The sequence below is a fragment of the Methylosinus sp. LW3 genome, assembly GCF_000527115.1.
In the GTDB taxonomy this organism is placed as follows: Bacteria; Pseudomonadota; Alphaproteobacteria; order Rhizobiales; family Beijerinckiaceae; genus Methylosinus.
The window spans coordinates 1-23836 of record NZ_AZUO01000002.1; the positions used below are offsets into that span (position 1 = coordinate 1).

A 23836-nucleotide genomic window follows, 5' to 3' on the forward strand; every position below is an offset into this window, starting at 1 on the left:
CTGCGCGTCGAATATTGATCGTCCGGCCGCCGCGGGTCGCGGCGGCCGCCTCTAGGAACCATGCCCGCGCGCGGGTTCCGCCGCGATCTTTTTGTCGCGGGTCGGTTGGGGCTATGATCGGTCGCGGTGGAGCTGGCGGACGTGTGCGATGATCGATGTCAAGGGAAGCCATTTTGAACGCGACGTGGTCTTGTGGGGCGTCCGCTGGTATGTGGCGTATCCGATGAGCTACCGCCAACTCGAGGAAGTGATGGAAGAGCGCGGCGTCGATGTCGACCATTCGACGCTCAACCATTGGGTCGTCGAATATGCCCCTTTTTTGGAGGGGCGGTTTCGTGCTGGCGAGCGCGCGGTCGGTTCGAGCTGGCGACTCGATGTATCCGGCTGTCGACAAGGCAGGCGCAACGGTGGATTTTCTGCTGACGGCCAAGAGGGACTGCAAAGCAGCGTTGCGCTTTTTGCGCAAGGCGAATCGCCAGCGAGGCGAGCCGCAGAAGATCACGATCGACAGGAGCGGCGCCAACACGGCAGCGATCGAACGCTACAAAGCGGAGCATGAAGCTGACATCGAAATCCGCCGCATCAGATATCTCAATAATATTGTCGAACAGGACCATCGAGCGGTGAAGCGAGTGACGCGGCCGATGTTGGGTTTTGAAATCATTTCGATCGGCTGCTGCGACGCTCTCGGGGATCGAGCTCATGCATTTGATCCGAAAGGGACAGTCGCGGGCCAGGAGCAAATTTCGTCCAGCACAGCAGTTCTATGCCCTCGCCGCGTAAGCCATGTCATTCTCACACGCTCGTCGCATCCATAAACAAGAATTTGCGACGGAACCCTCATCAGCGGAGCGGTGATTTCCGTATGATCTGCCTGAGAGAATCGAGATCGATAGGCTTCACGAGATGCAATCGATGCCCGCCTCGGCGGAACGCTCGTAGTCTTTCGACTGGCCGAATCCTGTCGTAGCGACCAGCAGAAGGTCCGGATTCAATCCGGCTACGACGAAGCAATCGATTTCTTTCTCATGTCGGACGCCCATGCGTCGGATGCGGACACCGCGATCGAAAGCGCAAATGAGCTGCGCTTGTTGTTCGCATGTCTTGCCGAGCTTCCGCCGATCTGTCGAAGAATTTTCCTGCTTTACCACATCGACGATTTCAATCGGAAGTCGCGACGCGCTGCGACGTCTCCACGAGAGCCGTCGAACGCAATCTGGTCAAGGCGCGCGAATTTTTACTCGGTCGGCTCGGACGCAAGTCGACGACGACCGCATCGAGGCGCGCGCCAGAAACAAACAATTCGAATTCCGTGTCGGGTTTTTTCATGCAGAACCGTCTCAGTATCTCGGAAGGCTCGCGCAGGCGACCGACCCGCCGCTCCAATGACCAGATGCGGCGACATCGACTGATCGTCCAAGGAGACTATCATGGCTATCAACATCGTGAAGCGCACCACTCTCGTCGTCAACGGCCGCAGCGGCGCCGACTGCGGCACTGCTTGCTGGGGCTAAGCATCGCAGCTGTCGTGCGCCGCCCTCCCTTCGGGCGGCGCACGATACATTCCATTCTTCATGCGCTGGCACAGGTGAATGCGATGCGGATCGGATTCAATTTCACACTCACGGAGACGACAGAAATGGTTCGGCGCATGATCGCCGAAGGACACATCGATTATTGCGAATTGCTGATCGATAATTTTCTTTGCGTCCCGCCGGCGGAGCTGGCGCGAGCGTTCGATTGCCCGACAGGGTTTCATATCATGTTTTCGGAGTTCATCGACGAGGATCTCGACGCGCTCAAGGATTTCGCGACACGCCTTCGTCCGTTCATTCGCGACATGAAGCCGCTTTATGTTTCCGACCATGGCACGAGCTTCACTCATCACGGAGTGAATCTCTTTCATTTGGGAGAGCTGGATTACGCGCGGGATTATGATCGCGTGCGCGTGCGCGTCGATCTTTGGCAGGAAATGCTCGGCCAACGCATTTTCATCGAGAATTATCCATCGATCATGGAAGGAGGATGGGAAGCGCCGCGCTTTTTCGAGCGGCTGATGCAGGACACGGGAGCAGGCGCGCTTTTCGACGCATCGAACTCGGTCTGCGCCAATCTCAATTGCGGCGCGCCTCTCGAAGCCTGGGACAAGGTGATCGCGTCCACAAATCACTTTCACGTCGCCGGCTACAGCCGCGCGGTCAACCCGCCGCATATTGTTCACGACTCGCATGCGGAAGAGTTGGCAGAAGATACGCTCGCCTTCCTTCGCGGACGCCGGCATATTTTCGACAAGCCGGACGCGACGATCACTTACGAGCGCGACGGCAATATCGAATACGACTCGATCATCGCCGATTTGCGGCGCTTGCGCGAAATTTTCACCAGCGGGACCGAGGAGCGGCAGGATGAACGAGCCATCGCTTGCGCGAACTGATCGTGAGTTGTTCGACGTTCTGACATCTCCTTCGCGGATATTGGACTATCCACCCAATTCTCGCGCCTATGGCCGGATCGACGTCAGTCTGCGCGCCTATTGGCACTCGACTTTCGATATCTGTCCGGAACTGCTGGAGTTGTCTGGTCCCGACGGCATGACGATTTTCGCGCCTTTCATGGAGTGGGCGCGCGAGCAGGGCATTCGCTTCACCTGGTCTTACTATCTCTGGCTGTATCGATGGCTGCGGCAATCGGTGTTCCGCGACCGCCTCGGCGACGAACTTTTGATTTCGCTCATGGGCGCCTCGGCCGCGCGGTGGGCGATTAGAGACCGCGGCGCGGCGCATGGCCTCGCTATCGGCTGCGCGGCCACGCCGACTTTTGTCGTTGGGTGGAAATGCCGCAGCCTGAGCGCGGGCCGTCAGGTCGAATTGGTGGAACTGGACCAGCCAATCGCCGTCGGAGATGCGTTTTTCGGCTTTTTCACCACTCCCGGATCGGAGATTGCGGAGTTCCCCGGCTGGCGGAGCCTCCCGCTATGAACGGAAGGGGATTCTGGCGAGGATTTTGTCCCTTGCTCGCGACCCTGTCCATCGCGCCGGTTTCGTTTCAGATCGACTTGGCGATGATCGCAAGATTAGGCGCCGGCGCGCCGGCGGCATATGCCCTGCTCGCGCGCGTCGCCCTCCTCGACGCCGTACTCGTCGCGGCGGTGGGGGGCGTCGCCTCCGTCATCGTCGCCAAGGAGCACGACACTTGCGGAAGGTCGAGAATCGTCGCGCAATTATGGGTTGTGGCGCTTGTTGTCGGCGGGGGCGCCGGTGCGATTGGCTGCTTGACCTATCCGTCGGGGCTGACCCTGATCGGTGGAACGACTGACGCCGTCCGTCTCGCTCGATCCGCGCTCGGCTGGTATCTGGCCGCGATCCCATTCCGCGTCCTCTCCGGCGTCGGCCTGTTCATCCTGTTCGCGACTGAGCGCGGGCGCGTCGCGCTTTGCTGGAAATCCTTCGAGATCGTCCTCAAGGCGGTGGCCGCCTATATGCTCGTCTATCCGCTCGGTTTCGGCTTCGAGGGATGTTTCATCGCGGGCTTCGTCGCCGCGACGGCCGGAGCGACTGTGACGTTTGCGGCGGCGCGCTGGGATCACGACGCGGCTCCGCGGCTTCCCTCCTGGGCCTTCGCGCGGTCGTTTCTCGCGCAATCGCTATGGGAAGCGGCGAGAGTTTTGTCGCCTCAACTTCTCGTCCTGACATCGCTCGCGCTTTTTGCAGCGCCATGGATCGGGCGTTTCGAAACGGCGCGCGCGGACGCTTACGCCGCCGGGCAAATTCTCGTCCTGCTCCTTTTCACGCCCTTCACCGCGCTCACTAGATTTCTCGCCTTGCGTCTTTCGGAATGGCCGCGAGCGGAGATTGCGTCCCAAATCGTTCATTTATGGCGACAGGGAATTCCCGTCGCCATCGCCGCGGGGACAATCCTGCTGTCGAGCAGCGGTTGGATCGGACAGGCCATATACCAGCAGGAGGGACGCTGGTGGTCGACATTCGTCGCCGCGCTCGCTTTGTCGCTTCCCATCAGATTTGCGACGAGCGTCATGCGCGGGGCCTTGCAGGCCGACGGCCGCTTCGCCGACGCGGCGGCGGTCGACGGCCTTGTCGCCTGTTTCGTCGCCTTGCCCTTGACCGCGCTCGGATTGCATCTCGACGAGCCGGCGGTCGCTTATCTCGCCTTGATCGTGCCGGAAGCGATTTGCGCGGCCGTTCTTTGGAGACGCCTCTCGGACCGACGCGAGCCGACGCCCCAACCCGCTTTGCAATGTTGAGCCCGCCGGCCGCGGCGCGCAACGTCGCGCTGGCTGACTGCGCGGCGATGAAAAGGAAAACGCAATGAGCGTCGAACGCATTCGCACACAAGTTCTCATTCGCGGAGGCGGCTACGCGGGGCTGACGGCGGCAATGCTGTTGGCGTGGCGCGGAATCTCCTGTCTCGTGGCGGAGCGCCACGAGGCCGCCTCCCGCCATCCCAAGGCGCATGGCGTCAATCGGCGCAGCATGGAACTGCTGCGCGTCGTTCCGGGCCTGGAAAAAGATCTCTTCGGCGCGTCCCGCGCGGCGGCGAACGACGTTCTCGCTTATATCGCGGCAACGGTCACGGGACCAAAAATCCGAACGCTCATCGCCAAAAGCGATTTCGACGGCCCCAATGTTTCGCCGGCGCAGGTCTGCACGGCGGGGCAGGATCGGGTCGAGCCCATTTTTCTCGAGCATGCGAGAGCGCTCGGCGCCGATGTGCGGTTTTCGACGATGCTCACGCAATTCGTTCAGGATCGGGACGGCGTCACCGCGCGTCTCCATGACGTGGCCGCCGAGGACGACATCGAGGTGCGCGCCGACTATATGATCGCGGCGGACGGCGCGAATGGCGCGACGCGGGAGCAACTCGGGATCGAGATGCGGGGTCCCGGCGTCATCTCGCACTCCGTGTCTATTCTGTTCGAAGCCGATCTGGCGACGATTCTTCCCGGCGCCGGTTTCGTGCTTTGCTATCTGCGCAATGCGGCGTTCACGGGAGTCTTCGTCAGCTGCGACGATCCCAATCGTGGGCAGCTCAACATCGCTTTCGATCCCGCGGCGGAGTCGCCCGACGAATTCGATGCGGCGCGCTGCGCGGCGCTCGTCAGGGCCGCTCTGGGCGCCGGAGACATCGACGTGAAAGTGATCGATATTCTGTTTTGGCGAAAATCGGCGCTAATCGCGTCGCGCATGGCGCAGGGTCGCGTCTTTCTCGCCGGAGACGCCGCCCACCTCATGCCACCCGTCGGCGGGCTCGGCGGTCAGACCGCGCTTCAGGACGCCGCCGATATCGCCTGGAAGCTCGCCTATGTGCTGAAGGGCGACGCAGGGCCGGCGCTTCTCGACACCTATCAAGCGGAGCGCCTTCCCGTCGCCCATATCGCCCTGTCCCGCCAGCTCGCCAATTATGTGGAACGCCTGCAACCTGATCGGGACGAGATCAGAGTACGCGCGCATGAAACGGACTATCTGAGCGCCGCGCTCGGCTATCGCTATCGCTCCGCCGCCATCGTCTCCGATGCGACGGACGACGGCGCGGCGACGGAACACCCGCTGCAGCCGTCGGGCTCGCCCGGTACGCGCCTGCCGCATGTCGAGCTGCGCCGAAACGGCCTGAGCGTCTCCACACATGATCTCATTGGGCGTGACTTCGTGCTGTTCGCGGGTCCGCGCGGCGGCGCGTGGATAGAGGCCGCGCGACGCTCGGCGGAGGGAGGCGCGCCGCTCGACTGTTTCCGCCTGGACGTCGATGTCGACGACCCGTCCGCAACATTTCTCGATAAGGTCGGGCTCGGCGCGGACGGCGCATTATTGGCGCGACCGGACGGGTATATCGCCTGGCGCTCGCCGAGCGAGGACGAGGACCCGTCGCGCGTCCTCGAAAATGTTCTGGCGCGCATTTGCTGTCTCCCCGTCGGCGCCATCGGCGCGACTCCAAAGGCGCTCGCCGCGGAGCATCGGCGATGATTCCGGCGGCCGCTTCGCTGGCGTCCCTCGACGCGATCCGGGAAAAGATCCGCGACCACGGTTATTTCTTCGCGCCCGATCGCGTGGACGACGCGGATTACGACGACATCTGCAACAAGCTCGGGCCGATCATCCACGAATGCGAAATTCGAGTCGAGGCGGGAGCGACGAGTTATTTCAAACGGGAGGCACCTCTTGCCTATCATACCGACTCGCCCTTCGCCCGCTACGTCGTTTGGCTATGCCTCGTGCAGCAGGATATTGGCGGCGAAATGCTTCTCAAGGACACGAAGCATGTTTTCGACGGCGCGACGCCGGCGGAAATCAACGCCTTAAATCGCGTCGCGGTGCGGTTTCCGGCGATCGAGGGCGCGCATGGAGCCGGGAGTCTGCCGCTTCTTTCGGGCGATCGACATGGCGGCTGGCGCGTCAATTATGCGCCCTGGCTGATTGTCGAGGAGTCGCTTTCGCCGGCTGCCTGCCGTGTGCTCGCGGCGCTCGGCGACTTTCCCGGGGAACACGGCGTCGCCATCGCGTTACGCCCGGGAAGCGTGTTGATCATCGACAACAGGCGTATGTTGCATGGTCGCGGAGAGCTTGCCGGCGACCGGCGGCGCCTGCTGCGCCGTTGGATCGGCGACTGAGACGATTGCGAAGGTCGGCGCTTCACGTGGTCTGGCGTCGATTCCGCGCCGAAGGGTCCCGCCGCGAATGAACCGCGACTTCGTCTCCAACACGGACAGAATGAACGGGTGATTGCACCTCGGGCGTAAGAATCATCTCTTCGCCGGGCGCCGCCGTGCCCGCGGTCGTCGCGCAGAACGGCCCAGAGATAGCCCGTCTTCGTCCGGCCGCGGCCGGGATCGAGCGCCGGCGCCCAAGTCTCGCCATGAACAGGCGGCCAGACCGCTTCATCAGCGCGCTCATGCGCTCGACGATCGGCGCGAAATGGAAGGCCGTCGTTTCCATCAACGTCCCCGCCGGTTGGCGATCAGCTACGCGACGGCGCGTAAGGAGAACGGCGTGGGCCCGCACGAGTTCGTGTGTCGGCGTGTGCATGAACCGCGGTTCAGACTATTTGCGCTGGTACGACAACGGAGCGTCGCGCGACGCTGTCTGCGCCACTCGCGCGTGGCTGAATTTCGGCGTCGGCCGCGCCGCGATGCGCAATTTCGGTGTGCTGATGCGCGCCCTGAAAGGCTGCGGAACACCGAACGAACTCGTCGACCTCGCCGAAAAGGAGGTCAGCTCAAGGTTTGTGATTTTTTGTACGGTAACTTGGACAGAGCGTGAACACCCGCGATTATGCTGCTTCGTCGATGAGGTTGAGGGGTCGGAAGCCGTCGCCTGAGATATCCGGCTCGGTCCAGAGGTAGTCGCCCGTCAGGCTGATGCGCCGGGCCGGATTTGGACGGCGCCATCGGAGGTTTGAGGCGCCGCGAGGATCGAGCAACGAGCTGCCGAAAGAGGAACGACAGTCGATAACGCCGGAGTTACGCGCGATTTGCGGTGACGCGAGCGCTCGCGATCTCTGGATGGCGGCATCGAAACGCGCGCCGCGGCGATCGCTCCCGTTCGGCGCGGGAATGCGTCCGTCGAAGTTCGCGGATACGGACGAGCGGTGATCCATCGGCCTCATGAGGTGTCGCATCTTTGCGTCGAGTGGCGCGGCTTCGAAGGACGCGGCAGAGGGCCGAGATCAACCATGCGGCCGCCGCAGCAGGGGCAGATGTCGATGCGCTTGCCGGTGAGCGTGGCGTAGCGCTCGCGATAATCGGCGGGCTCGGCGCCCAGCGGCGGTTCGGCAATATCGAGAGCGGCGCGGATTTTCGCGAGCTTCTGTGCGCGGCGAGCGTTGGCGAGAAAGCCGAAATGACGAATGCGCCGAAAGCCCTTGGGCAGGACGTGCATGAGGAAGCGGCGCATGAACTCGCCGGCGTCGAGGGTCATTGCCTTGGACTTGTTGCTGGCGCGATAATCTTTCCACCGAAAGCGCACGGCGCCGTCGTCGCACGCCAGCAGCCGTCCATTGGCGATAGCGACACGATGCGTGTAGCGGCCGAGATACTCAAGGACCTGTCGCGCGCCGCCGAACGGGCGCTTGGCGTAGACGACCCATTCGATGTCGTACGACGGGGCGAGATATCGCGCGAACGCAGCCGGCTCTCGCAGCGCCGCGAGATCGCCGAAGAACGTCAGATCGCCGGCGTCGGATGCTGCTGTCAGGCGCTCGAGAAACAAGCGACGATAAAGCCGGGACAGAACATGCACGGGCAGAAAGAAGCCGGGCCGGCAAGCGACCCAGCCTCCATCCGGCCCGAGGCCGCCGCCCGGCACGATGCAAAGGACATGCGGATGATGCGTGAGAGTCTGCCCCCAAGTGTGCAGGATGGCGATCATGCCGGTCTCGGCGCCGAGATGTCTCGGATCGGCGCCGATGACGCGGATCGTCTCGGACGCCGCCTTGAACAGAATATCGTAGACGAGCGCCTTGTTCTGAAGAGCGATCGCAGCGATCGGCGCCGGCACGGTGAAGACGACGTGGAAATAGGGAACCGGCAGGAGCTCGGCGCGACGATCGACGAGCCACTGCGCGCGCGCGAGCCCTTGGCATTTGGGGCAATGCCTTTGCGACAACTGTTGTACGAGACGCGAACCTCGCCGCAGTCCTCGCACCGCTCGACATGCCCACCGAGCGCCGCCGTCCGGCACGTCTCGATGGCCGCCATCGCGCGGCGTTGGTCGAGCGACAGCCGGGCGCCTTGCGCCGCGCGAAACACAGCGCCGTAGCGGCGAAAAATATCGGCGCGCCGCCGATCCGGGATGGCGGCAAGGCAGGATGCGAGATCGATCGTCGTCATGGGGCAACCTCTGATTCGGGTTGCTCCCCATAGATTCAGACACTTCCAGGCATGAAAAGCGAAAAATAACATCAATTCATCAGACAAAGTATAGAGCGTTGAACAGCCCTGCTCGCCCATGCCACACGAGTCCAGACGCCGAGCGTTTCTTCGCATCCACTTCGACGTGCATGTAGAGCGGCGCCAGCCGACGTGGACGCGGTTTTTGTGTCGGAAACGTATCGAAACAGAAGCCGAGTCGTCCGCCGTTTCAATGAAAAAGCGGAACGACTTCATGCCCCGATGCGCCATGACCCGAATGGAGGAGCCCGACATGCCCTCGAGGCGCATGCTTTCACATGCGTGCTTTACAGATCAATTGCCGAAGCGATAGCTCAAGCCGAGCTTGATTTCTCCCTCGCCGGACTCGCGCCTCAACTTCACGCCGGGTGAAATCGGCGTGAAATATTCGCGTTGCGTCGGTAGACCATCGACGCGATATTCGATCTTGGCGCGCCATCGGTCGTCTAACGCATATTCAACGCCGAGGCCCAGCGTAGGGCCGACGACAATATCGTTGCGATGAGCCGCAAAGGCGCCCGAGTAGTAATGTCTCGAGACATCCGCGAGGAACAATCCGCCTGTTGCATAGAAGAGAATGCGATCGAAGGCATAGCCGACGCGGCCACGCATCGACCCCTGTAGGCCGACCCTGTCCACGACGCTGTCGCCGAAGACCGTCTCCGCCGAGCTGCGGGCGTTCGCGAAATTGATATCCCCGATGAGGCCGAACACAAGCGGACCGCTGTGCCAATCATAGCCTGCGTGTAGGCCACCGATTAAACTGTCGCCGTGAATGGTCCTCGACGTGAGCGTCGCTCCGGTCGGGACAAACACATTCCGCAGGCGGGTCGCAGTCCGCGCATAGCCGATCTGTGCGCCGACATAGAAGCCTTCGAACAGAAAGACAGGCGGCGGGGGAACGAAAACAGGCGGGGGAGGGACGAAGTAGCTGCGCGGCAAATCAGCGGCGTCGGCGGCCGTCGTGCAGAAAATCAGGACCAGGGCGGTGAAGCGGTGTTTACATGTCATCTGCTGTTCTCGGTGGAGAAGATGAGAGTAGGTATGCGTAACTGACCTTCCAGGCATGTGCGGTCTGACCGCTAAATGAAGTCTATGCTTGCTAGATTGCATGAACATTGCAGCGACAGCGTCGATTGCATAATAAAATCTCTTGTCAGATAGATTTTTAATGCAGATATTATTTTTCTCCCGTTCGCTCGAGGATCGTCATGCGCAATCTTTTCTGTTCCGCCATCCCCGCTTTTTGCCTTGTCTGCGCCCGCCTGCAAAGGGGCTGGGGACGCACACTTCTGTCGCATAGCGACAGGCGACATCGCCTCGTCTGAGCAAGGCCGCAATCTGCTCGCCGAATAACACGCCAACGCGCTGCCAACCGCCAGCAGCCGGGCAGTGACGCTAAACGGGATCCGCCATGTCTTCCGATACCATTCGCGCTGCATACGCGGCCGCCGCGCTCGCCTCGACAACCCTTCTTGTCGGCTGCGCTTCCGACATCATGAAGAATTATGTCGGCAGGCCGGTCGAAGATGTCATCATCGATTACGGCCCACCCTCCACCGTGCTCGAACTCGGCCGTGACGAGCGCGCATATCAATGGCGCAAGGTTTCAACCGATGTAGTGGCCGGCTCGACCAGCGGTGAGATCAAGAATACTTGGCGCGGCGCGCGCTACGAAGAAACGGTGACACCGGGTTATGTCCAGGAGCGGGAATGTTTCTACACATTTTACGCACGCGGCGGGGGCAAGGATTGGTATGTGACGAGCTTTCGCAAGCCGAGGCTCGAATGTGAGTGAGGCGTTCGAGCCTGTCGGAAAATCGCCGCAAGGCAGCCTCGGATATCCGCTACGGGCGGCGCCTGCGCGTGACGAGACGTGAGGGATACAATGCGCATTCTGCTGCTCGAAGACGAGCCGGAGATGGCTTCCGTGCTGAAATCGGCGCTGGGTCGCCGCCATATCATCGTCGACCATGTGGCGACGATCGCCGACGCCGAGGCGGCCGCCGCCTTCGGTCTCTATGACGCGCTCGTTCTCGACCGCCGCCTGCCCGACGGCGAGGGGCTCGATTTGATCCCAAAGCTGAGGGCCAGCCATGTCGATGCGCCGATCTTGATGCTGACGGCGCTCGGCGGCCTGGACGACCGTGTCGCTGGCCTCGATGGCGGCGCAGATGACTATTTGACCAAACCCTTCGCCGTCGAGGAGCTGATGGCGCGGCTCCGCGCCTTGAAGCGCCGGCCAGCAAACCTGCGTTCCGAGACGATCGTGATAGGCCGCCTCACCTATGATTTTCACCACCGCGAGGCGCTGGTCGGCGACAAACCACTGGAACTGCTTCGCCGCGAGCAACTGGCCTTGGAGGCGCTGGTTCGCCGCCCAGGCAGGGCGGTGCTACGCGCGACGCTGGAGGAATCGGTCTACGCCATGGATGACGAGATCGGCTCCAATGCGCTGGATTCTCATCTTTCACGGCTTCGCCGCAAGCTCGACGAGGCCCGCGCCGGCGTCGAGATCAGGGCGATCCGCAATCTCGGCTATCTCCTGCGCGCCACCTCATGAAAAAGTCCAATCCATATTCGTTGCAATGGGTGCTGGTGCGCAGGCTCATCCTGCTGCAGGCAGCCACGCTGCTCGTCTTCCTCGGCCTGCTCACTCTGGTGTTTTTCATCGCGCAGCCGCGTCTTGCTGTCGATAACGAGGTGGCTACGCAGCTGGTGGCGGGCGCCTTGGGCCGAGACGGCGATGGTCGGCTCATTTTGCGCGACACGTTTGAGCTCGAGAGCTTCCGCAAAAGCTTCCCCGGCCTTTGGTTCGTGGTGCGAGACGAAAAGAGCCAGGAGCTCAGGCGAGGCAATGTCCCTGCCGCCTATGTTAGCGGCGGCGACGAGCTGCTCAGACAAGTCGATCGTGCAACCTTGACCTTCGAGCCGGAATGCCCGCACCCTGCCGCGTCCTACGCCAATCTGGATTCGCCCGCGGGGCGAGTAGGCGTGCTGGCGTCTACTATCGCCTCACGTGACGAAAATACGGGCGTCGAGATCAATGTCGACCTGCATATCGATCTCGCCCGTAACGCTGATGGCAGCACCAACTGGCTGCGCGTCGGGCCGATCCTGGTCATCGTCACGCTCGTCGCGCTGCTACCGATCGTCACTGTCATGGGTTTCACGACGCTGCTGACAACGCCGGCGGTCGTGCGCCGTTCGCTCGCCGGGCTTGTCGCCACCGCCGAGGAAGCCGGCGCCATCGACATCGACAATCGTGCCGTGCAACTGCGGACCGAGGACGTGCCGCAGGAGATCGCGTCGCTGGTGCAGGCATTCAACCGTGCGCTCGCCCGCCTCGGCGAAGGCTATGAGAAGCGCAATCGCTTCCTCATGGACGCTGCACATGAACTGCGCACTCCGATCGCCATATTGCGCACACGCGCTGAATTGCTGCGCGAGGATCCGGAAAGCCGGCGCCTGCTGAAGGATATCGAGCGGCTGTCGCATCTAGCGCAGCAATTGCTCGATCGTCAGGTGCTCGATCATTCTACCGGCCCGCGCGACGTGGTCGATCTGGTCGATCTGGCGAGGATGCTCGCCGCCGATTTCGCGCCGCTGGTGCTGGAGGCCGGGTATGAGTTCTCGTTCGAACCGTCCGACGGCAAAGCGCCGGTCTGCGTCCGGCCGCAGCAGATCGAGCGCGCCGTGGCCAATCTTTTGCGCAACGCCATTGAGCACGGCGGCGGCTCGGGCTGCATCACTGTCGTGGTCGACGAAACAGGCGGAGTGGAAGTCCACGACGAGGGACCTGGAATCCCTCTCGACGAGCGCGAACGCGTGTTCGATCCGTTCTATCGACTACGCCCGCGCTCGAGCGGTGCAGGTCTGGGCCTGAGCCTCGCTCTCGAGATTACGCGCCTGCACGGCGGCGCCATCGAAATCCTCGACGGCGCGTGGATAGGCACACATATCCGGCTGCAGTTGCCTCTGGCGGAAGCTAAGAAGCCTGCCATCAAATCCAGTTGCGTCGCGCGAACCAGTTGAGCTCCGCACTGCGCTCGAGACAACCTGACGAGGATCCCTCATTTAGATACGACTCTCGACACGGCCGCATTCTTGGTGGCCGCGAAACATCAGGAAACCAGTCGATGCCGTGCGAGGAGCTATGCCGGAAAGTGGGTGATGACGGCGTGAGGAGAGCGGCGTAACGGGGTTGGTGTCCAGCCTGTCACGTTGCTCTTAACTGGGCTCTGCTTCACTCTCGGTGCAAATTAGCGGATTGTTGCGGTTTGGCTTGAGATGTCGCATCTTTCGGAATGAAAACATCAACTCGCTGGGCTCCTGCGCCAAATTTGCAGATTCTGACAGTCGAGCGTTTGGAGGCGGAATGGGCGGTCTCTCTGACCGCCGACGCGCATGCAATATGCCCAGCATGCGGGGTGCAATCGAATTCGCGGCATAGTTCCTATCATCGAAAGCTCCGCGATCTTCCCGCGCAGGGGACGCCAATCGACGTTCGAGTTCGCTTGACGCGCTGGCGATGCCGCAATCAAAATTGCGACCGGCGCATCTTCGCCGAACGCATTCCAGGGCCCGCAGCCCCGTTCGCGCGACAAACAACTCGCCTTGCGGGAGTTGTTCGCCTATTCGGGCATAGCGTCGGCGGACGGCCATCCGAAAGGCTGATGGGCCGCCTCGGCATGCGGGTCGGTCACACCACGATTTTGAGAGAGATTAAGCGAAGCGCACGCGCGGGCGCTGCGCCTGCCCATGTCAAAGTCGTCGGCGTCGACGATTGGGCATGGAAGAAAGGCACGAACTACGGAACGGTGATGGTTGATCTCGAGCGGCGACTGGTCGTCGACGTTCTTCCTGATCGCTCCGCGGCGTCGACCGCCGCGTGGCTCAGGGAACATCCCACTATCGAGATCATAAGCCGCGATCGCGCCGGGCTCTATGCCGAGGGCGCGCACGAAGGAGCCCCGCAAGCACGGCAGGTCGCCGATCGCTTTCACCTCCTGCAAAATTTCCGTGAGGCGGTCGAAAGGCATTTGATCCACCCTGGACCGCCGCTGAAAAGAGCAAGCGAGGTTGACGCGAATGGTTCGACGGGGCCAAATGCCAAGAATGGCTCTCGCACCGTTTCCGACGGCGAGAGGCATCGGCGCTCTACACAGCGAGCGGCGCGCGCCGCTCGCGAGGCCAGGTTCGAAGAAATCAAAGTTCTGTTCGAGGCTGGCAAGACAATCACCGCGATCGCGAGGGAATTGGGGCTTGGGCGCCGGCGAGTGGAGCGTTGGACGCGCTTTCTTGTTTTACCGGAGCGCAACGTCATGGCGCCCACGGCGAGCACGCCCGCCCGTTTCGAGGCATTTCTGGCGCGGCGCTGGGCCGAAGCGTGCAGGTCCGTCCGCCAGCTGTTCGAAGAAATCAAGCAACAGGGATACGCGGGCTCCTACAGCAATCTGGCGCGCTTTCTCGCGGCATGGAGAGATCCCGACGGATCGCTCGACGTCGTCGCCGAAGCGCCTTTCGTTTCATCACCGTCAAAATCGGCGGCGTCAGACTTCAACGCGTGCGCGAAGGCGCCCGCAATCGATCCAATGAATGGTCGCCGTATTTCTCCGCTGACCGCAGCCGCGCTTTGCGTCAAGCCGCGGGGACAAATGACGCCGCGGCAAATCTGCATTGTCGATGCGCTAACGGCGGAGTCGATGGACTTCGCGGTGATGCGCCAGTTCGCGATGCGATTTCGCGGCTTATTTCGTGGCGGCTCGCTGGAAAAGTTGGACGAGTGGATATGGGACGCAACTTCTTGCAGCGTTTACGCCATGCGCCGTTTTTCGAAGACTCTGCGACAAGACATCGACGCCGTGCAAAATGCCGTGGTGGGGCCATGGAGCAACGGACAGACAGAACGGCAGATCAATCGGTTGAAAACGCTCAAGCGCTCCATGTACGGACGCGCGAGCATCGAACTCCTTGGTGCGCGGATGCTGCCTTTGCAGGATTCTAATTTGCACCGAGAGTGAAGCAGAGCCCGGAAACCGCGATAAGACGACCCATCAGCTATGGGCCCGGCATTGTTTCATTTATTCCCGGCCGGAACAACTGCCCCGGGTACAAACGAAAAGAGCATCCACACGGGCGTGCGGATGCTCCCATCGACCGGCAATCTATGAAAGCGAGCGGATCAGCCGCGGAACACCGGCGTCGGGCCGGAGCCGCGCTGTGCCGGCAGCCGCTCGCGCAGCGCCGCGATCCGCGCCTCGCCCTGGATCAGCGCCGCCTTGTTGGTGTGGACCGAATAATAGCCGGTCACCAGAACGTGCGGGTGCTCGATAGCGGATGCCACAACGAAGCGGGCGCCTTCGGCCGATGCCTGGAGCGGGATCGCCCCTACACCCTCGAGCAGCGCCAGTTCGCCGGTATGGACGACCACGTCGCCCACCAGCGCGCCGTGGCTGATCGCCAGCCACGCCACGTCGTGATCGGCCGGGGGCGTGTAGGTCCAGCGTTCGCCGGGCGCGAGCGTCGCCAGCAGATAGTTGATCCCGGCCGGCGCCCGCACCGGGCTGACGGCGCCGTCAAGTTCGCCCAGGATCACCGTTGCCGGGCCGACCACCGGCATGTCCTGCGCCTCGATATACTGGCTGTCGACCGCCGCGTTTTCCAGTTCGGGCGGCAGCGCCAGCCACAGCTGAAAGCCCTTGATCTGCGGCGAACTGCCCTTCGACATTTCCTTGCCGTGCCACACGCCGCCACCGGCGCGCATCCATTCGACACCGCCATAGCCGATCGAGCCAGAGCCCGCGACGGGATCGTCGAAATGCAGGTCGCCTTCGGTCAGCACGGTGACGGTGGCGATGCCCGAATGCGGGTGGATCGGCATGTCGCCGATCGATGCGGCCTCGGGCGAGAACAGGTCGAGGAACACGAACGGCTTCAGCATCTGGCCGAGATCACCGGGGCTCATCAAGCGGATGATCGGGCGGTGGCCCTGGCCCGACGTCTTGTAGCGGACACGGCGGTGCGTGGAGATCGCGGCGGGTGCGTTCATGGCTGCATTCCTTTCATTGCGCCTCGGGAGCGATGCGCAAGAAATGCCGCAGCGAACGCCATCGTAGAAGCCTCTGATAATCGATTGCCGCCATCGGAGTACCCGATGGGGCATCGCCGCACTATTCGGCGTTCTGGGTGCAACGCTTCAGGCGCTCGATCATCCACCGTCCCGCTGGCCCCGGCGGGTCCGACGCGCGATAGATCGCCGACATGGGCAGCGAGGCGCCGCCAGGCGGAATATTCTGGATCGACAGTTCGACCAGCCGGCCTTCCTCCAGATCCTGCCTAACGGTGTGATCCGGCATCCCGCCCCAACCGAGACCGCGCAGCAGGAACGCGTGCTTGGCGGCGAGATCGGCCAGCCGCCATGTCGATGGCGCCATCACCCCGAATTGCTGGCCGTCGGACAGGCTGGATCGATCGGTGAGGACGAGTTGCGTGTGCCGCGCCAGTTCCTCCGGCGGGATCACGCCGCGATGCAGGCTGAGCGGATGGGTCGCCGCCGCGACCATCAGCAGCTTGACGTCGGCGATGCGTTCGGCGGTGACATCAGGCGGAAGCACGGGCAACGAACCCACCAGAGCAAAGCCCGCCCTGCCTTCGAGCACCGGCTGCACCGCCGAGCCCAATGCCTCAACATAAAGCCGCAGTGGCGTGGAGGGAAACTCGGCGCCGAATTGCTCGGCCACATCCGCCACGACATCGATCGGCACGAACACGTCGATCACAGCGATCAGTTCGGGCTCCAGTCCCCCCGCCATGCCCTTGGCGCGAGCGCGCAGCTTGTCGAGCGCAGTCGCCACCGCGCGCGCGTCGGCGATCAGCGCCGCGCCTTCCGGCGTCAACCGCGGGTAGCGGCCGGTGCGATCGAACAGCGCCACCGACAATTGCGCTTCAAGATTGGCGATCGATTCGCTGACCGCGGACTGGGTACGCCGCAGCGCGCGTGCCGCCGAGGAGAAGCTGCCTTCGTTCACCACCGCGATGAACGTGCGCAACTGGCCCAGCGAAATGGCGTCGATCATCGGCACACTCCCACCATCGGGAAATTCGATGGTTTCGATCGAATAATAGAGGCTGCCGCGGCCGCCGCAAGCGTGCGATCTGGGTTTCGGCAGGGAGCGGCGGCGCTTCGATTTCCGCAGAACCGAAGCCGAAGACGCCGTCTTGCCCAGTAAAACGGTAATTGTGAATGTTACACACCATCGAAAGGATCGGTCGCGTGCCAACCAGTTCCCGCTTCGTCGTTGCCGTCCACGCGCTTGCTGCCATGGCGGTGGGCGACGGCGCGCCGCTGCGATCCGAGGATCTGGCGGCGTCGGCCAATACCAGCGCGGTCGTCATCCGGGGGTTGCTGTCCCGGTTGCATCAGGCGGAGCTTACCACCTCGCAACTGGGCGCCGGCGGGGGAGCCTTGCTGGCGAAGCCGGCATCCCGGATCCGCCTGCTCGATGTCTATGCAGCGGTGGAGGATACCACGCTGTTCACGCTGCACCGCACGCCGCCGCTGGGCGGCTGCGCGGTGGGCGGGAATATCCAGGAAGCGATCCGCCCGGTGCTCGACCGCGCCCGCACCGCCATGGAGGCGGAGCTGGCCGGGGTGACGATCGCCGACATCGCCGCCGACGTCGCCCGCCTCGGCAAGTTCGCAGTCCCGCTCAAATGGGGCTGATCTGCCAGTAGAAGCTGGCGCGACCCTTACACTTTCAGCTTTCGGTTACGGCCAGCCCATGGGGCGCTGCCGTCCCCTTTCGCATGCCCCATTTCCTCAGGAGACATGACATGACTATCGGTATCATCGGATCGGGAGCACTCGGTTCCAACGTCGCCCGCGCCCTCGCCAAGAAGGGCATCCCGGCTATCATCGCCAACAAGCGCGGTCCGGATTCGCTCACGGCGCTGGTCGCAGAACTGGGCGAGACGATCACGGCTAGCACGGTGGCCGAGGCGGCAAGCGCCGACATCGTCGTGCTGGCGATACCCTGGGTCGCGCTGGAGGACGTGCTCGGCGGCCTGCCCGCCTGGAACAACCGCATCGTGATCGACGGCACCAACCCGGTCCTGTTCCTCGAACCCGGCTCGGCTGAAGCGAGCGATCCCACCAATCCGCTGGCTGCCTATGGCATCAAGGCCGTCGATCTGGGCGATATCCATTCGAGCGCCCTGGTCGCGAAGCTGGTTCCCGGCGCGCGCGTGGTGAAGGCGTTCAACCATCTCGACGTCAACGTCCTGTCCGAGCCGGAAGCCGCCGGTGGCCAGCGCGTGCTGTTCTATTCGGGTGACGATGCCGACGCCAAGACACAGGTTCGGGGCATCCTGGAGACGATCGGTTTCCTGGCGATCGATCTCGGCTCGCTGGATGTCGGTGGTCGGCTGGCTTCCCTGCCGTTCGGCGTGCTCGCCATGCACAATCTCGTGCGCATCTAAATCCCCACTCCCGCCGTTCCGGCCGGAGCGGCAGGCCTGGGCGGATTTCGTTGAAAAACTCGGCGACACGGCATCGGCGACCTCCGTTCGAGGCGTTTTTCAAGATTTGGGCAAGCGATCCTCGGCGGGATGGCGGCATGGGCCGCCATCGTGGGCGGCTTATGCCGCCATCGGCATGGTCGGCGGCCTCAGTCGAGCGAGCCTTCTCAAGTTCTGTGCGGTCGCGGCGAGCAGGAACTCGTCTTTGGTGCCGCACGGTCCGCGTAACCGCAAGCGCCCAAGGCGCAATATGCGCTTGAGATGAGCAAACAGCATTTCGACCTTCTTCCGCCTCTGACAGGCCGTTTCATATTCAGGTGTCCCAACGAGCGCTCGCGCAACGTCGCAGGAATCTTCGTGCAGATCGCGTGGAACCTTCCGCGCCACGGCGTTGGGGCAGCACTGCGCTTTGAGTTCGCAAACGTCGCAATCCTTTTTGCTAGCGCGGTAGCGGCGCGTGCCGTCTGCCGCAACTCCGGTTCGCGGCGTCGCGTAGGTGCGCCGGAACTGGACCAGCTTTTTACCCGCCGGACAGATATAGCAGTCGGCCTCGGCGTCGAACGCGAAGTCCGAACGCGAGAACGTGCCGCCGGTTCGCGTCGACTTGTCGAAAACGGGAATGTAGGGCGTAATCCGCTTGTGTTTGACGAGCCAGGCGAGATTGTCTGCCGAACCGTATGCAGTGTCGGCGACAAGATAACCCGGCTTCAGCCCGAAGCGCTCCTCCGTGCGCTCTACCATCGTTCTCGAAGCGCCGACCTCGGCCTGTCGGATGGCGCGCGTCGCTTCGACGTCCACGATTACTCCGTGATCCGTATCGATCAAATAATTGGTCGCGTACGCGAAGAAGGCGTGGCCCTTATGCGCGCCGGTCCATTGCGCCGCGGGGTCCGATCGCGCGATGAACTTCGGCGTCACGGGCGAAGCAGCGCCGAATGCGGCGTCATCGAGCGTCGCAAGATATTCGCGCGCCGCGCGGCACGCGTCATCTTTGATTTCGGCGGGGTCCCATTCGCTGCTCGGAACGGAGCGTTGCTTGTTGGCGTCGGCAGCGATCAGACTTGCATCGACGGCGAAGCCGCCGGCGCTGACAAGGCCTTCGGCCATGCAACGCTCGACGATAGATTCGAAGAGCTGGCGCAAAATGTCGCTCTCGCGAAAGCGACCGTGCCGGTTCTTGGAGAAAGTCGAATGGTCCGGGACCTTGCCGTCCAGCCCGAGGCGGCAGAACCAGCGATAGGCGAGATTGAGATGCACTTCCTCGCACAGGCGGCGTTCCGAACGAATGCCCAGGCAGTAGCCGACAAGAAGCATGCGGATCATCAGCTCCGGATCCACCGAAGGACGACCGGTGCTGCTGTAAAACGGCTTCAGCGCGGTGCGAATGCCGTCGAGATCGAGATGCCGGTCGATTCCGCGTAACTGATGGTCCTTCGGCACATGGTCATCGAGGCAGAAATCGTAGAAAAACCGGGCGGTTGCTGCCTGAGTCCCCATCATCGCCACATCCTCCGCAAATCAGCAGAGGAAGTGAATCACGAGCCCCGGCGCCCGGCAACGCCAGAGTTTTTCAACACAATCGGCGCATTGCAGACGCGGCGCCGTCCTTCCCGCTTCGGCCGGAAGGGCGGCGTTCGTCCGTGTCGTGCTGGGCTGGCTCTTCGGTGGCAAGCGCGCCAACGGCCTCGCCGATGCTCGGCTGGAAGCGCTGCGCCGCTACGCCGTGATGTGTGAATCGGCTCGACGCCTTGACCCCCAATCGGCAAGGGGGCACAAGACCAAGCCGTTGCCTGTTCCTATATATTCTTGTGGCCTCCACGCCGATTGGGGGTCAACGTGGCGCGCCGAATGACAGGCGCGCAAGCCACGCAAACTGGTGGCGATCGCGTTGGCCAACAAGAAGGCGCAGGCGGTCTGGGCCATGCTGACCAGGAAAGAGGATTACAGACAAGCAGACCCCGTTCCGGCCTGATCGGCAACGATCCGGTCCGGGCACGTCGGCGTGCGAGGAGGTCAGTGAACGGTAAGGGCAAAGCGATCGGTCAGGGCGGGCCTGGAAAAGCATGCGAGTCATCGAGCTTCAAAGCTCGCAGAACTGATCTGCACTAGGTCCGCGCTTCTCCATACCGGCCAGCGGTCTGCATCCGGCCGCAAGTAAAGGCCTGATACATGACCGCACCCGATCGTACGCCGGCGCCGATCAAAGACCACTTGCGTGAACGGGGTCATCCATACATGACCCGGGTTGAAGATGGCTTGCGAGTCAGTCGGTCGTCAGGTTTTGGTCTTCTCCTTTGCAGGTTTGTCCGCCTTCGCCGAGCTGTCCTTGAACCGGAAGCTGTCGTTTCCAGTTTCGAGAGCCCGTCAATTTCAAGGCTCCGAGGGCGCGGCGATGGGGATGAAATTGTAATCGGCGAAGATCGCCTGCGCGCGCGGCGTCATTAGATACAGAGCAAAACGGGCCGCCGCGGCCTGCTGCTCGGGCGCTTTGTCGCGCAATAGCGCCAGGGCGTAATCGGCGCGCATGGCGAGCGCCTCCGGCGCCGGCACGCTGACGAGATCTGGATCGGGATGCGTCTCCCGCCGGCTGCAATAGCCGATGAAGAGATCGACCGTTCCATCGAGCAGAAACTTCTTTGTCGGCGCGGGGGCGCTTTGTCCGGCTCGCGCATTCGGCTGCATTGCCGATGGCTCCGGCGGGGCTCCACCCACGAGGGCTCTCGCTTTCGCTCGCAGGATTTGCTCTGCGCCCTTATGCGCCTTCTCGGCCCTGGCGAACAGAGCCATGGCGTAATCGCCGCCGGGATCGGCTTTGGGAGTCGACGTGCCGATCTTTGTCGCGGGATCAAGCATGTGGTCGAGAAGCCGGTCGGTCGTCAGCGCATGATCGGCGCGCGCCGTAGCGCAGAGCGTGTTGCGGACGAAAATGACCGGCGGCGCAGCCTTTCCCTCGGCAGCGAGCCGCTCGGGATGCTGCCGATCCGCGGAAAGGAAGAGACCGGCCTCATTCCCCTTTTCTATGCCCTCGCGCAGCAGGCCCGAAGGGCCGAAAACCATGGTGATCGTCTCGCCCGTCTCCTGTTGGTAGCGCGCGACAATCGCGCGCAGGGCGCCGCCGAGGCTGCCCGCCGCATGAATGTGAAGCGGAGGCCCGCCAGGAGCCTCCTCCGCCACGCATGGCGGGAACGGAGAAAGAAAGAGTGACAATGCGACGATGCGCCGGACTCGTGAGATCGACATGATCAGAGCTCCATCTGCATGGAAAGACGCAGCGTGCGTGGCGCGCCGAGTGTGCCCGAGCCGAAGTCCGTGCTGTTGTAGCCGTTCTGGCCGGTCGGCGTGACATTGGCCCAATAATGCGCATTGGCGACATTGTAGACGTTGAGGCGCCATGTCACAGCGCGATCCAGCAGACGCGCGCTGTAACGTAGACCGAGGTCGGCGACGGTGTAGCCGTCGACGAAGGTCGTGTTCGCGTAATTGCCGGGCCTGTCGCTGGCGAAATTGATATTGGCGTTCGCGGCGAGGCCGGGCGCGAACGGGATCTGATAATCCATGAGAATGTTGAATACGACATGGGACAGGCCGAGGATCTGCTTGTTGTTCGTCAGCGCCGAGCCGGTGTCGTAGAGCCTCGGATCGAGCAAGGAGAGACCGGCGAAAATGGTGAGGTCGTCGGTCGCCTTTCCCGAGGCGGTCAGCTCGACGCCGCGATTGATCTGCTTGCCGTTGACGCCATAGACATTGTTGACCGTGTAGGCGTAGGGTCGCTCGATCTGAAACAGAGCCGCTCGCAGATCGATCCGGTCGAGATCGATCTTATAGCCGAGCTCCCATTGCTTGGCGCGGAAGGGAGCGAGAACGGCCCCGGCGTTGGCGACGCCGTTCGGCGCCGTGTCGCCCTGCTGCAGGTTTTCCGAATAGGTCAGATAGGCGGTCTGATTGCGCATCGGCTTGAACAACAGGCTCGCCGTCGGACTCACGCCGCTCGTGTCATAAGCGCTGGTCGTCACGCCGGCGCTGTTCAGGTTTCGCGCGTTGATCCAGCTCTGTGAAAGAGCGAATTGCGCGCCCCAATGTTCGCCGAAGCCAATGACGTCGCCGACGGTGAGCGATTGCTGAAATGTTTCGACCGAAAGAAAGCGATTCTTGAAATCGGGAAAAGAACGGGCGGCAAACGGCGCCGGATTGGCGAGATTGGCGCTGCCGAGCGTGACGGCGCCCAGCACATAGGGGCGATAGCGGTCCCAGATGAAGCCATTATTGGCGAAGACGACATCATGAGAGACAGGTCCAGTGAAGAAGCGCCCGTTCAGGGCGGCCTGATTGCTGAGCACCGTGTCCAAGGAAAATGTGGTCGTCGCGGCCGTCGTCGTATAATTTCCAAAATTGTCGGTCAGCGTATTGGTCGGAACAGTCGAGGCGCGATCGTTGGATTGGCGCAAGAGGCCCAATGTCAGACGCCAGTCCTGATCGAAATCATGACGCAGCCTGCCGCTGAAGATCGCCGTCTGATTGTCGTCGCCCCCAAAGGTCTGCCCATAGCCCTGCCGGGAAGGATCGGGCGCAGCCGGAAAAATCGTGGCGTTGCGGCCGAGCGTGAATGTGCCCGGCAGGTTTTTCGTCACGAAATTGTAGAAGCTCGCATTGGTTTCGAGCACGGTGCTCGGCGTCGCATGAATGTCGAAGGCGAGACTCGCCAGTTGGCGCTTCGACTGGCTGCCGTCGACATACGTATCGCCATTCTGCTCTAGCAGATTCAGTCTGTAGCCGAATCGGCGTTCGGGGTCGAGAAAGCCGCCGAGATCGGCGTGGCCGAGCCAGGCGCTTTGCGACAGATAGGAAAAATTGAATTCGCGCAACGGCGCCTCTGTCGGCCGCTTGAGGATGTAGTTGAATGTGCCTGCCGGATTGGACGGACCATAGATCGCGCTCGACAAGCCGTTCAGCACTTCGATGCGCTCGAATTGCTCCAGCGGATAATCGGTCGTCGCCGCGATATTCAGCCCGTCGACGCGCGTGTTCTGCACCACTCCCGCCTGCATCCCGCGCGTCTGCGGACGGATATTTTCGCCCTGCACCGAGGGAATGAGCCGAAAGGCTTCGCGCAGGCTGAGCAATTGCTGGTTCTTCATGAGATCGAGCGGAACGACGGTGATCGAAAGCGGTGTATCGACCAGGGCCCTGTCGCCGAACGGCCCGACATAGGCGTTTTTGACTCGATAGCCGCCTTCGACGGTCGCGGCGCTGGTCGGCGCGCCGGTCGCGGCGACATCGACGGTCGGGAGCTCGGTCGGCGCGTTCTGCGCTCGAACCGCCGAGATCGAAAGCGCCGCGAGACTCACGCCGAGCGCGGAAATGCCGAGCGCGCCGAATTGTCTCTGTTTCTGCGCAAAGAGCATAGGCGTCACGCGTCGA

20 protein-coding genes and 4 pseudogenes are annotated in these 23836 nt (G+C 62.6%); 15 read left to right on the forward strand and 9 right to left on the reverse strand.

The features are described 5' to 3' along the window. Positions 1-148: 148 nt before the first annotated feature. The 7 genes and pseudogenes from METLW3_RS25950 to METLW3_RS0120210 all read left to right on the forward strand — a co-directional run bounded on the left by METLW3_RS25950 (position 149) and on the right by METLW3_RS0120210 (position 6622). A pseudogene (locus METLW3_RS25950) lies at positions 149-783 on the forward strand (IS6 family transposase). Between the two features lie 647 nt (positions 784-1430). Further along, entirely contained in the window at positions 1431-1514 is an 84-nt protein-coding gene (gene mbnA, locus METLW3_RS29340; RefSeq protein WP_083967350.1) for a methanobactin, read from the forward strand. An 83-nt stretch (positions 1515-1597) separates the two neighbouring features. Further along, the gene (gene mbnB / locus METLW3_RS0120190; RefSeq protein WP_024881618.1) at positions 1598-2434 is read left to right on the forward strand and encodes a methanobactin biosynthesis protein MbnB; all 837 of its coding nucleotides are present in this window, start codon (positions 1598-1600) and stop codon (positions 2432-2434) included. Then, positions 2406-2978, forward strand: coding sequence for a methanobactin biosynthesis protein MbnC (gene mbnC, locus METLW3_RS0120195; protein ID WP_083967349.1), 573 nt, complete (start codon positions 2406-2408; stop codon positions 2976-2978). Before mbnB ends, mbnC begins: the two co-directional genes overlap by 29 nt. Then, on the forward strand, positions 2975-4261 hold the full coding sequence (gene mbnM / locus METLW3_RS0120200) for a hypothetical protein (RefSeq protein ID WP_024881620.1): 1287 nt from the start codon (positions 2975-2977) through the stop codon (positions 4259-4261). Before mbnC ends, mbnM begins: the two co-directional genes overlap by 4 nt. Before the next feature lie 64 nt (positions 4262-4325). Continuing rightward, the gene (mbnF, locus tag METLW3_RS0120205; protein ID WP_024881621.1) at positions 4326-5978 is read left to right on the forward strand and encodes a methanobactin biosynthesis FAD monooxygenase MbnF; all 1653 of its coding nucleotides are present in this window, start codon (positions 4326-4328) and stop codon (positions 5976-5978) included. Next, positions 5975-6622, forward strand: a complete 648-nt coding sequence (locus METLW3_RS0120210; protein WP_024881622.1) for a TauD/TfdA family dioxygenase — start codon at positions 5975-5977, stop codon at positions 6620-6622. The genes mbnF and METLW3_RS0120210 overlap by 4 nt, the downstream gene beginning before the upstream one ends. A 149-nt stretch (positions 6623-6771) precedes the next feature. On the opposite strand, the pseudogene METLW3_RS29345 reads toward METLW3_RS0120210, so the two are convergent. Continuing rightward, positions 6772-6893: pseudogene (locus METLW3_RS29345) on the reverse strand (transposase); the annotation flags it as partial. Positions 6894-7035: 142 nt separating this feature from the next. Between METLW3_RS29345 and METLW3_RS29350 the strand changes: the two are divergent. Then, the gene (locus METLW3_RS29350) at positions 7036-7329 is read left to right on the forward strand and encodes a hypothetical protein (protein ID WP_157096323.1); all 294 of its coding nucleotides are present in this window, start codon (positions 7036-7038) and stop codon (positions 7327-7329) included. Positions 7330-7613: 284 nt separating this feature from the next. On the opposite strand, the gene METLW3_RS25960 is transcribed toward METLW3_RS29350, so the two are convergent. The 3 genes and pseudogenes from METLW3_RS25960 to METLW3_RS0120230 form a co-directional block, all read right to left on the reverse strand. Next, positions 7614-8690: an IS91 family transposase gene (locus tag METLW3_RS25960; RefSeq protein WP_245267454.1), complete on the reverse strand. Its 1077-nt coding sequence runs from the start codon at positions 8688-8690 to the stop codon at positions 7614-7616. Further along, a pseudogene (locus tag METLW3_RS29355) lies at positions 8651-9169 on the reverse strand (hypothetical protein); the annotation flags it as partial. The gene METLW3_RS25960 and the pseudogene METLW3_RS29355, both read right to left, overlap by 40 nt. 24 nt (positions 9170-9193) lie before the next feature. After that, positions 9194-9910 (reverse strand): outer membrane beta-barrel protein, encoded by a 717-nt coding sequence (locus tag METLW3_RS0120230; RefSeq protein WP_024881625.1) that lies wholly within the window; start codon positions 9908-9910, stop codon positions 9194-9196. Positions 9911-10313: 403 nt separating this feature from the next. On the opposite strand from METLW3_RS0120230, the gene METLW3_RS0120235 reads away from it, so the two are divergent. From METLW3_RS0120235 to METLW3_RS0120250, 4 genes are all read left to right on the forward strand, one after another. After that, positions 10314-10697 carry a hypothetical protein gene (locus METLW3_RS0120235; protein WP_024881626.1) on the forward strand — a complete coding sequence of 128 codons (384 nt, stop codon included), beginning with the start codon at positions 10314-10316 and terminating at the stop codon, positions 10695-10697. A 90-nt stretch (positions 10698-10787) separates the two neighbouring features. After that, positions 10788-11462, forward strand: coding sequence for a response regulator transcription factor (locus METLW3_RS0120240; RefSeq protein ID WP_024881627.1), 675 nt, complete (start codon positions 10788-10790; stop codon positions 11460-11462). Continuing rightward, a complete protein-coding gene (locus METLW3_RS0120245; RefSeq protein WP_024881628.1) occupies positions 11459-12934 on the forward strand; it encodes a HAMP domain-containing sensor histidine kinase in 1476 nt (491 codons plus the stop codon). The genes METLW3_RS0120240 and METLW3_RS0120245 overlap by 4 nt, the downstream gene beginning before the upstream one ends. A 272-nt stretch (positions 12935-13206) precedes the next feature. Then, entirely contained in the window at positions 13207-14922 is a 1716-nt protein-coding gene (locus METLW3_RS0120250; RefSeq protein WP_256388645.1) for an ISL3 family transposase, read from the forward strand. 161 nt (positions 14923-15083) lie between these two features. Here METLW3_RS0120250 and METLW3_RS0120255 read toward each other — a convergent pair whose 3' ends face one another. Then, positions 15084-15950 (reverse strand): pirin family protein, encoded by an 867-nt coding sequence (locus METLW3_RS0120255; RefSeq protein ID WP_024881630.1) that lies wholly within the window; start codon positions 15948-15950, stop codon positions 15084-15086. A gap of 121 nt (positions 15951-16071) precedes the next feature. Next, a complete protein-coding gene (locus tag METLW3_RS0120260; protein ID WP_024881631.1) occupies positions 16072-16977 on the reverse strand; it encodes a LysR family transcriptional regulator in 906 nt (301 codons plus the stop codon). Between the two features lie 167 nt (positions 16978-17144). On the opposite strand from METLW3_RS0120260, the gene METLW3_RS0120265 reads away from it, so the two are divergent. Together METLW3_RS0120265 and METLW3_RS0120270 are read left to right on the forward strand one after the other, a co-directional pair. Further along, a complete protein-coding gene (locus METLW3_RS0120265) occupies positions 17145-17624 on the forward strand; it encodes an Rrf2 family transcriptional regulator (RefSeq protein WP_245267455.1) in 480 nt (159 codons plus the stop codon). 110 nt (positions 17625-17734) lie between these two features. Further along, the gene (locus METLW3_RS0120270) at positions 17735-18379 is read left to right on the forward strand and encodes an NADPH-dependent F420 reductase (RefSeq protein WP_024881633.1); all 645 of its coding nucleotides are present in this window, start codon (positions 17735-17737) and stop codon (positions 18377-18379) included. Positions 18380-18538: 159 nt separating this feature from the next. Here METLW3_RS0120270 and METLW3_RS0120275 read toward each other — a convergent pair whose 3' ends face one another. Next, positions 18539-19918 (reverse strand): IS1182 family transposase, encoded by a 1380-nt coding sequence (locus METLW3_RS0120275; RefSeq protein WP_024881634.1) that lies wholly within the window; start codon positions 19916-19918, stop codon positions 18539-18541. A gap of 355 nt (positions 19919-20273) precedes the next feature. Here METLW3_RS0120275 and METLW3_RS28890 point away from each other — a divergent pair. Next, positions 20274-20390, forward strand: a pseudogene (locus tag METLW3_RS28890) (IS110 family transposase); the annotation flags it as partial. 398 nt (positions 20391-20788) lie between these two features. Here the strand turns inward: METLW3_RS28890 and METLW3_RS0120280 are convergent. Together METLW3_RS0120280 and METLW3_RS0120285 are read right to left on the reverse strand one after the other, a co-directional pair. Then, positions 20789-21658, reverse strand: a complete 870-nt coding sequence (locus tag METLW3_RS0120280; protein WP_024881635.1) for a substrate-binding domain-containing protein — start codon at positions 21656-21658, stop codon at positions 20789-20791. Positions 21659-21660: 2 nt separating this feature from the next. Continuing rightward, positions 21661-23820, reverse strand: a complete 2160-nt coding sequence (locus METLW3_RS0120285; protein ID WP_024881636.1) for a TonB-dependent siderophore receptor — start codon at positions 23818-23820, stop codon at positions 21661-21663. Between the last annotated feature and the right edge of the window lie 16 nt (positions 23821-23836).

Bases quoted from the DNA above. Each gene is read 5' to 3' on its own strand.
- METLW3_RS0120210 (WP_024881622.1), top strand. From the start codon at position 5,975: ATGATTCCGGCGGCCGCTTCGCTGGCGTCCCTCGACGCGATCCGGGAA.
- METLW3_RS0120240 (WP_024881627.1), top strand. From the start codon at position 10,788: ATGCGCATTCTGCTGCTCGAAGACGAGCCGGAGATGGCTTCCGTGCTG.
- METLW3_RS0120270 (WP_024881633.1), top strand. From the start codon at position 17,735: ATGACTATCGGTATCATCGGATCGGGAGCACTCGGTTCCAACGTCGCC.
- METLW3_RS29350 (WP_157096323.1), top strand. From the start codon at position 7,036: ATGAACCGCGGTTCAGACTATTTGCGCTGGTACGACAACGGAGCGTCG.
- METLW3_RS0120230 (WP_024881625.1), bottom strand. From the start codon at position 9,910: ATGACATGTAAACACCGCTTCACCGCCCTGGTCCTGATTTTCTGCACG.
- METLW3_RS0120235 (WP_024881626.1), top strand. From the start codon at position 10,314: ATGTCTTCCGATACCATTCGCGCTGCATACGCGGCCGCCGCGCTCGCC.
- METLW3_RS0120260 (WP_024881631.1), bottom strand. From the start codon at position 16,977: ATGATCGACGCCATTTCGCTGGGCCAGTTGCGCACGTTCATCGCGGTG.
- METLW3_RS0120285 (WP_024881636.1), bottom strand. From the start codon at position 23,820: ATGCTCTTTGCGCAGAAACAGAGACAATTCGGCGCGCTCGGCATTTCC.
- mbnF (WP_024881621.1), top strand. From the start codon at position 4,326: ATGAGCGTCGAACGCATTCGCACACAAGTTCTCATTCGCGGAGGCGGC.
- METLW3_RS0120275 (WP_024881634.1), bottom strand. From the start codon at position 19,918: ATGATGGGGACTCAGGCAGCAACCGCCCGGTTTTTCTACGATTTCTGC.
- mbnA (WP_083967350.1), top strand. From the start codon at position 1,431: ATGGCTATCAACATCGTGAAGCGCACCACTCTCGTCGTCAACGGCCGC.
- mbnM (WP_024881620.1), top strand. From the start codon at position 2,975: ATGAACGGAAGGGGATTCTGGCGAGGATTTTGTCCCTTGCTCGCGACC.
- METLW3_RS0120255 (WP_024881630.1), bottom strand. From the start codon at position 15,950: ATGAACGCACCCGCCGCGATCTCCACGCACCGCCGTGTCCGCTACAAG.
- mbnC (WP_083967349.1), top strand. From the start codon at position 2,406: ATGAACGAGCCATCGCTTGCGCGAACTGATCGTGAGTTGTTCGACGTT.
- METLW3_RS0120280 (WP_024881635.1), bottom strand. From the start codon at position 21,658: ATGTCGATCTCACGAGTCCGGCGCATCGTCGCATTGTCACTCTTTCTT.
- mbnB (WP_024881618.1), top strand. From the start codon at position 1,598: ATGCGGATCGGATTCAATTTCACACTCACGGAGACGACAGAAATGGTT.
- METLW3_RS0120250 (WP_256388645.1), top strand. From the start codon at position 13,207: ATGAAAACATCAACTCGCTGGGCTCCTGCGCCAAATTTGCAGATTCTG.
- METLW3_RS0120245 (WP_024881628.1), top strand. From the start codon at position 11,459: ATGAAAAAGTCCAATCCATATTCGTTGCAATGGGTGCTGGTGCGCAGG.
- METLW3_RS0120265 (WP_245267455.1), top strand. From the start codon at position 17,145: ATGTTACACACCATCGAAAGGATCGGTCGCGTGCCAACCAGTTCCCGC.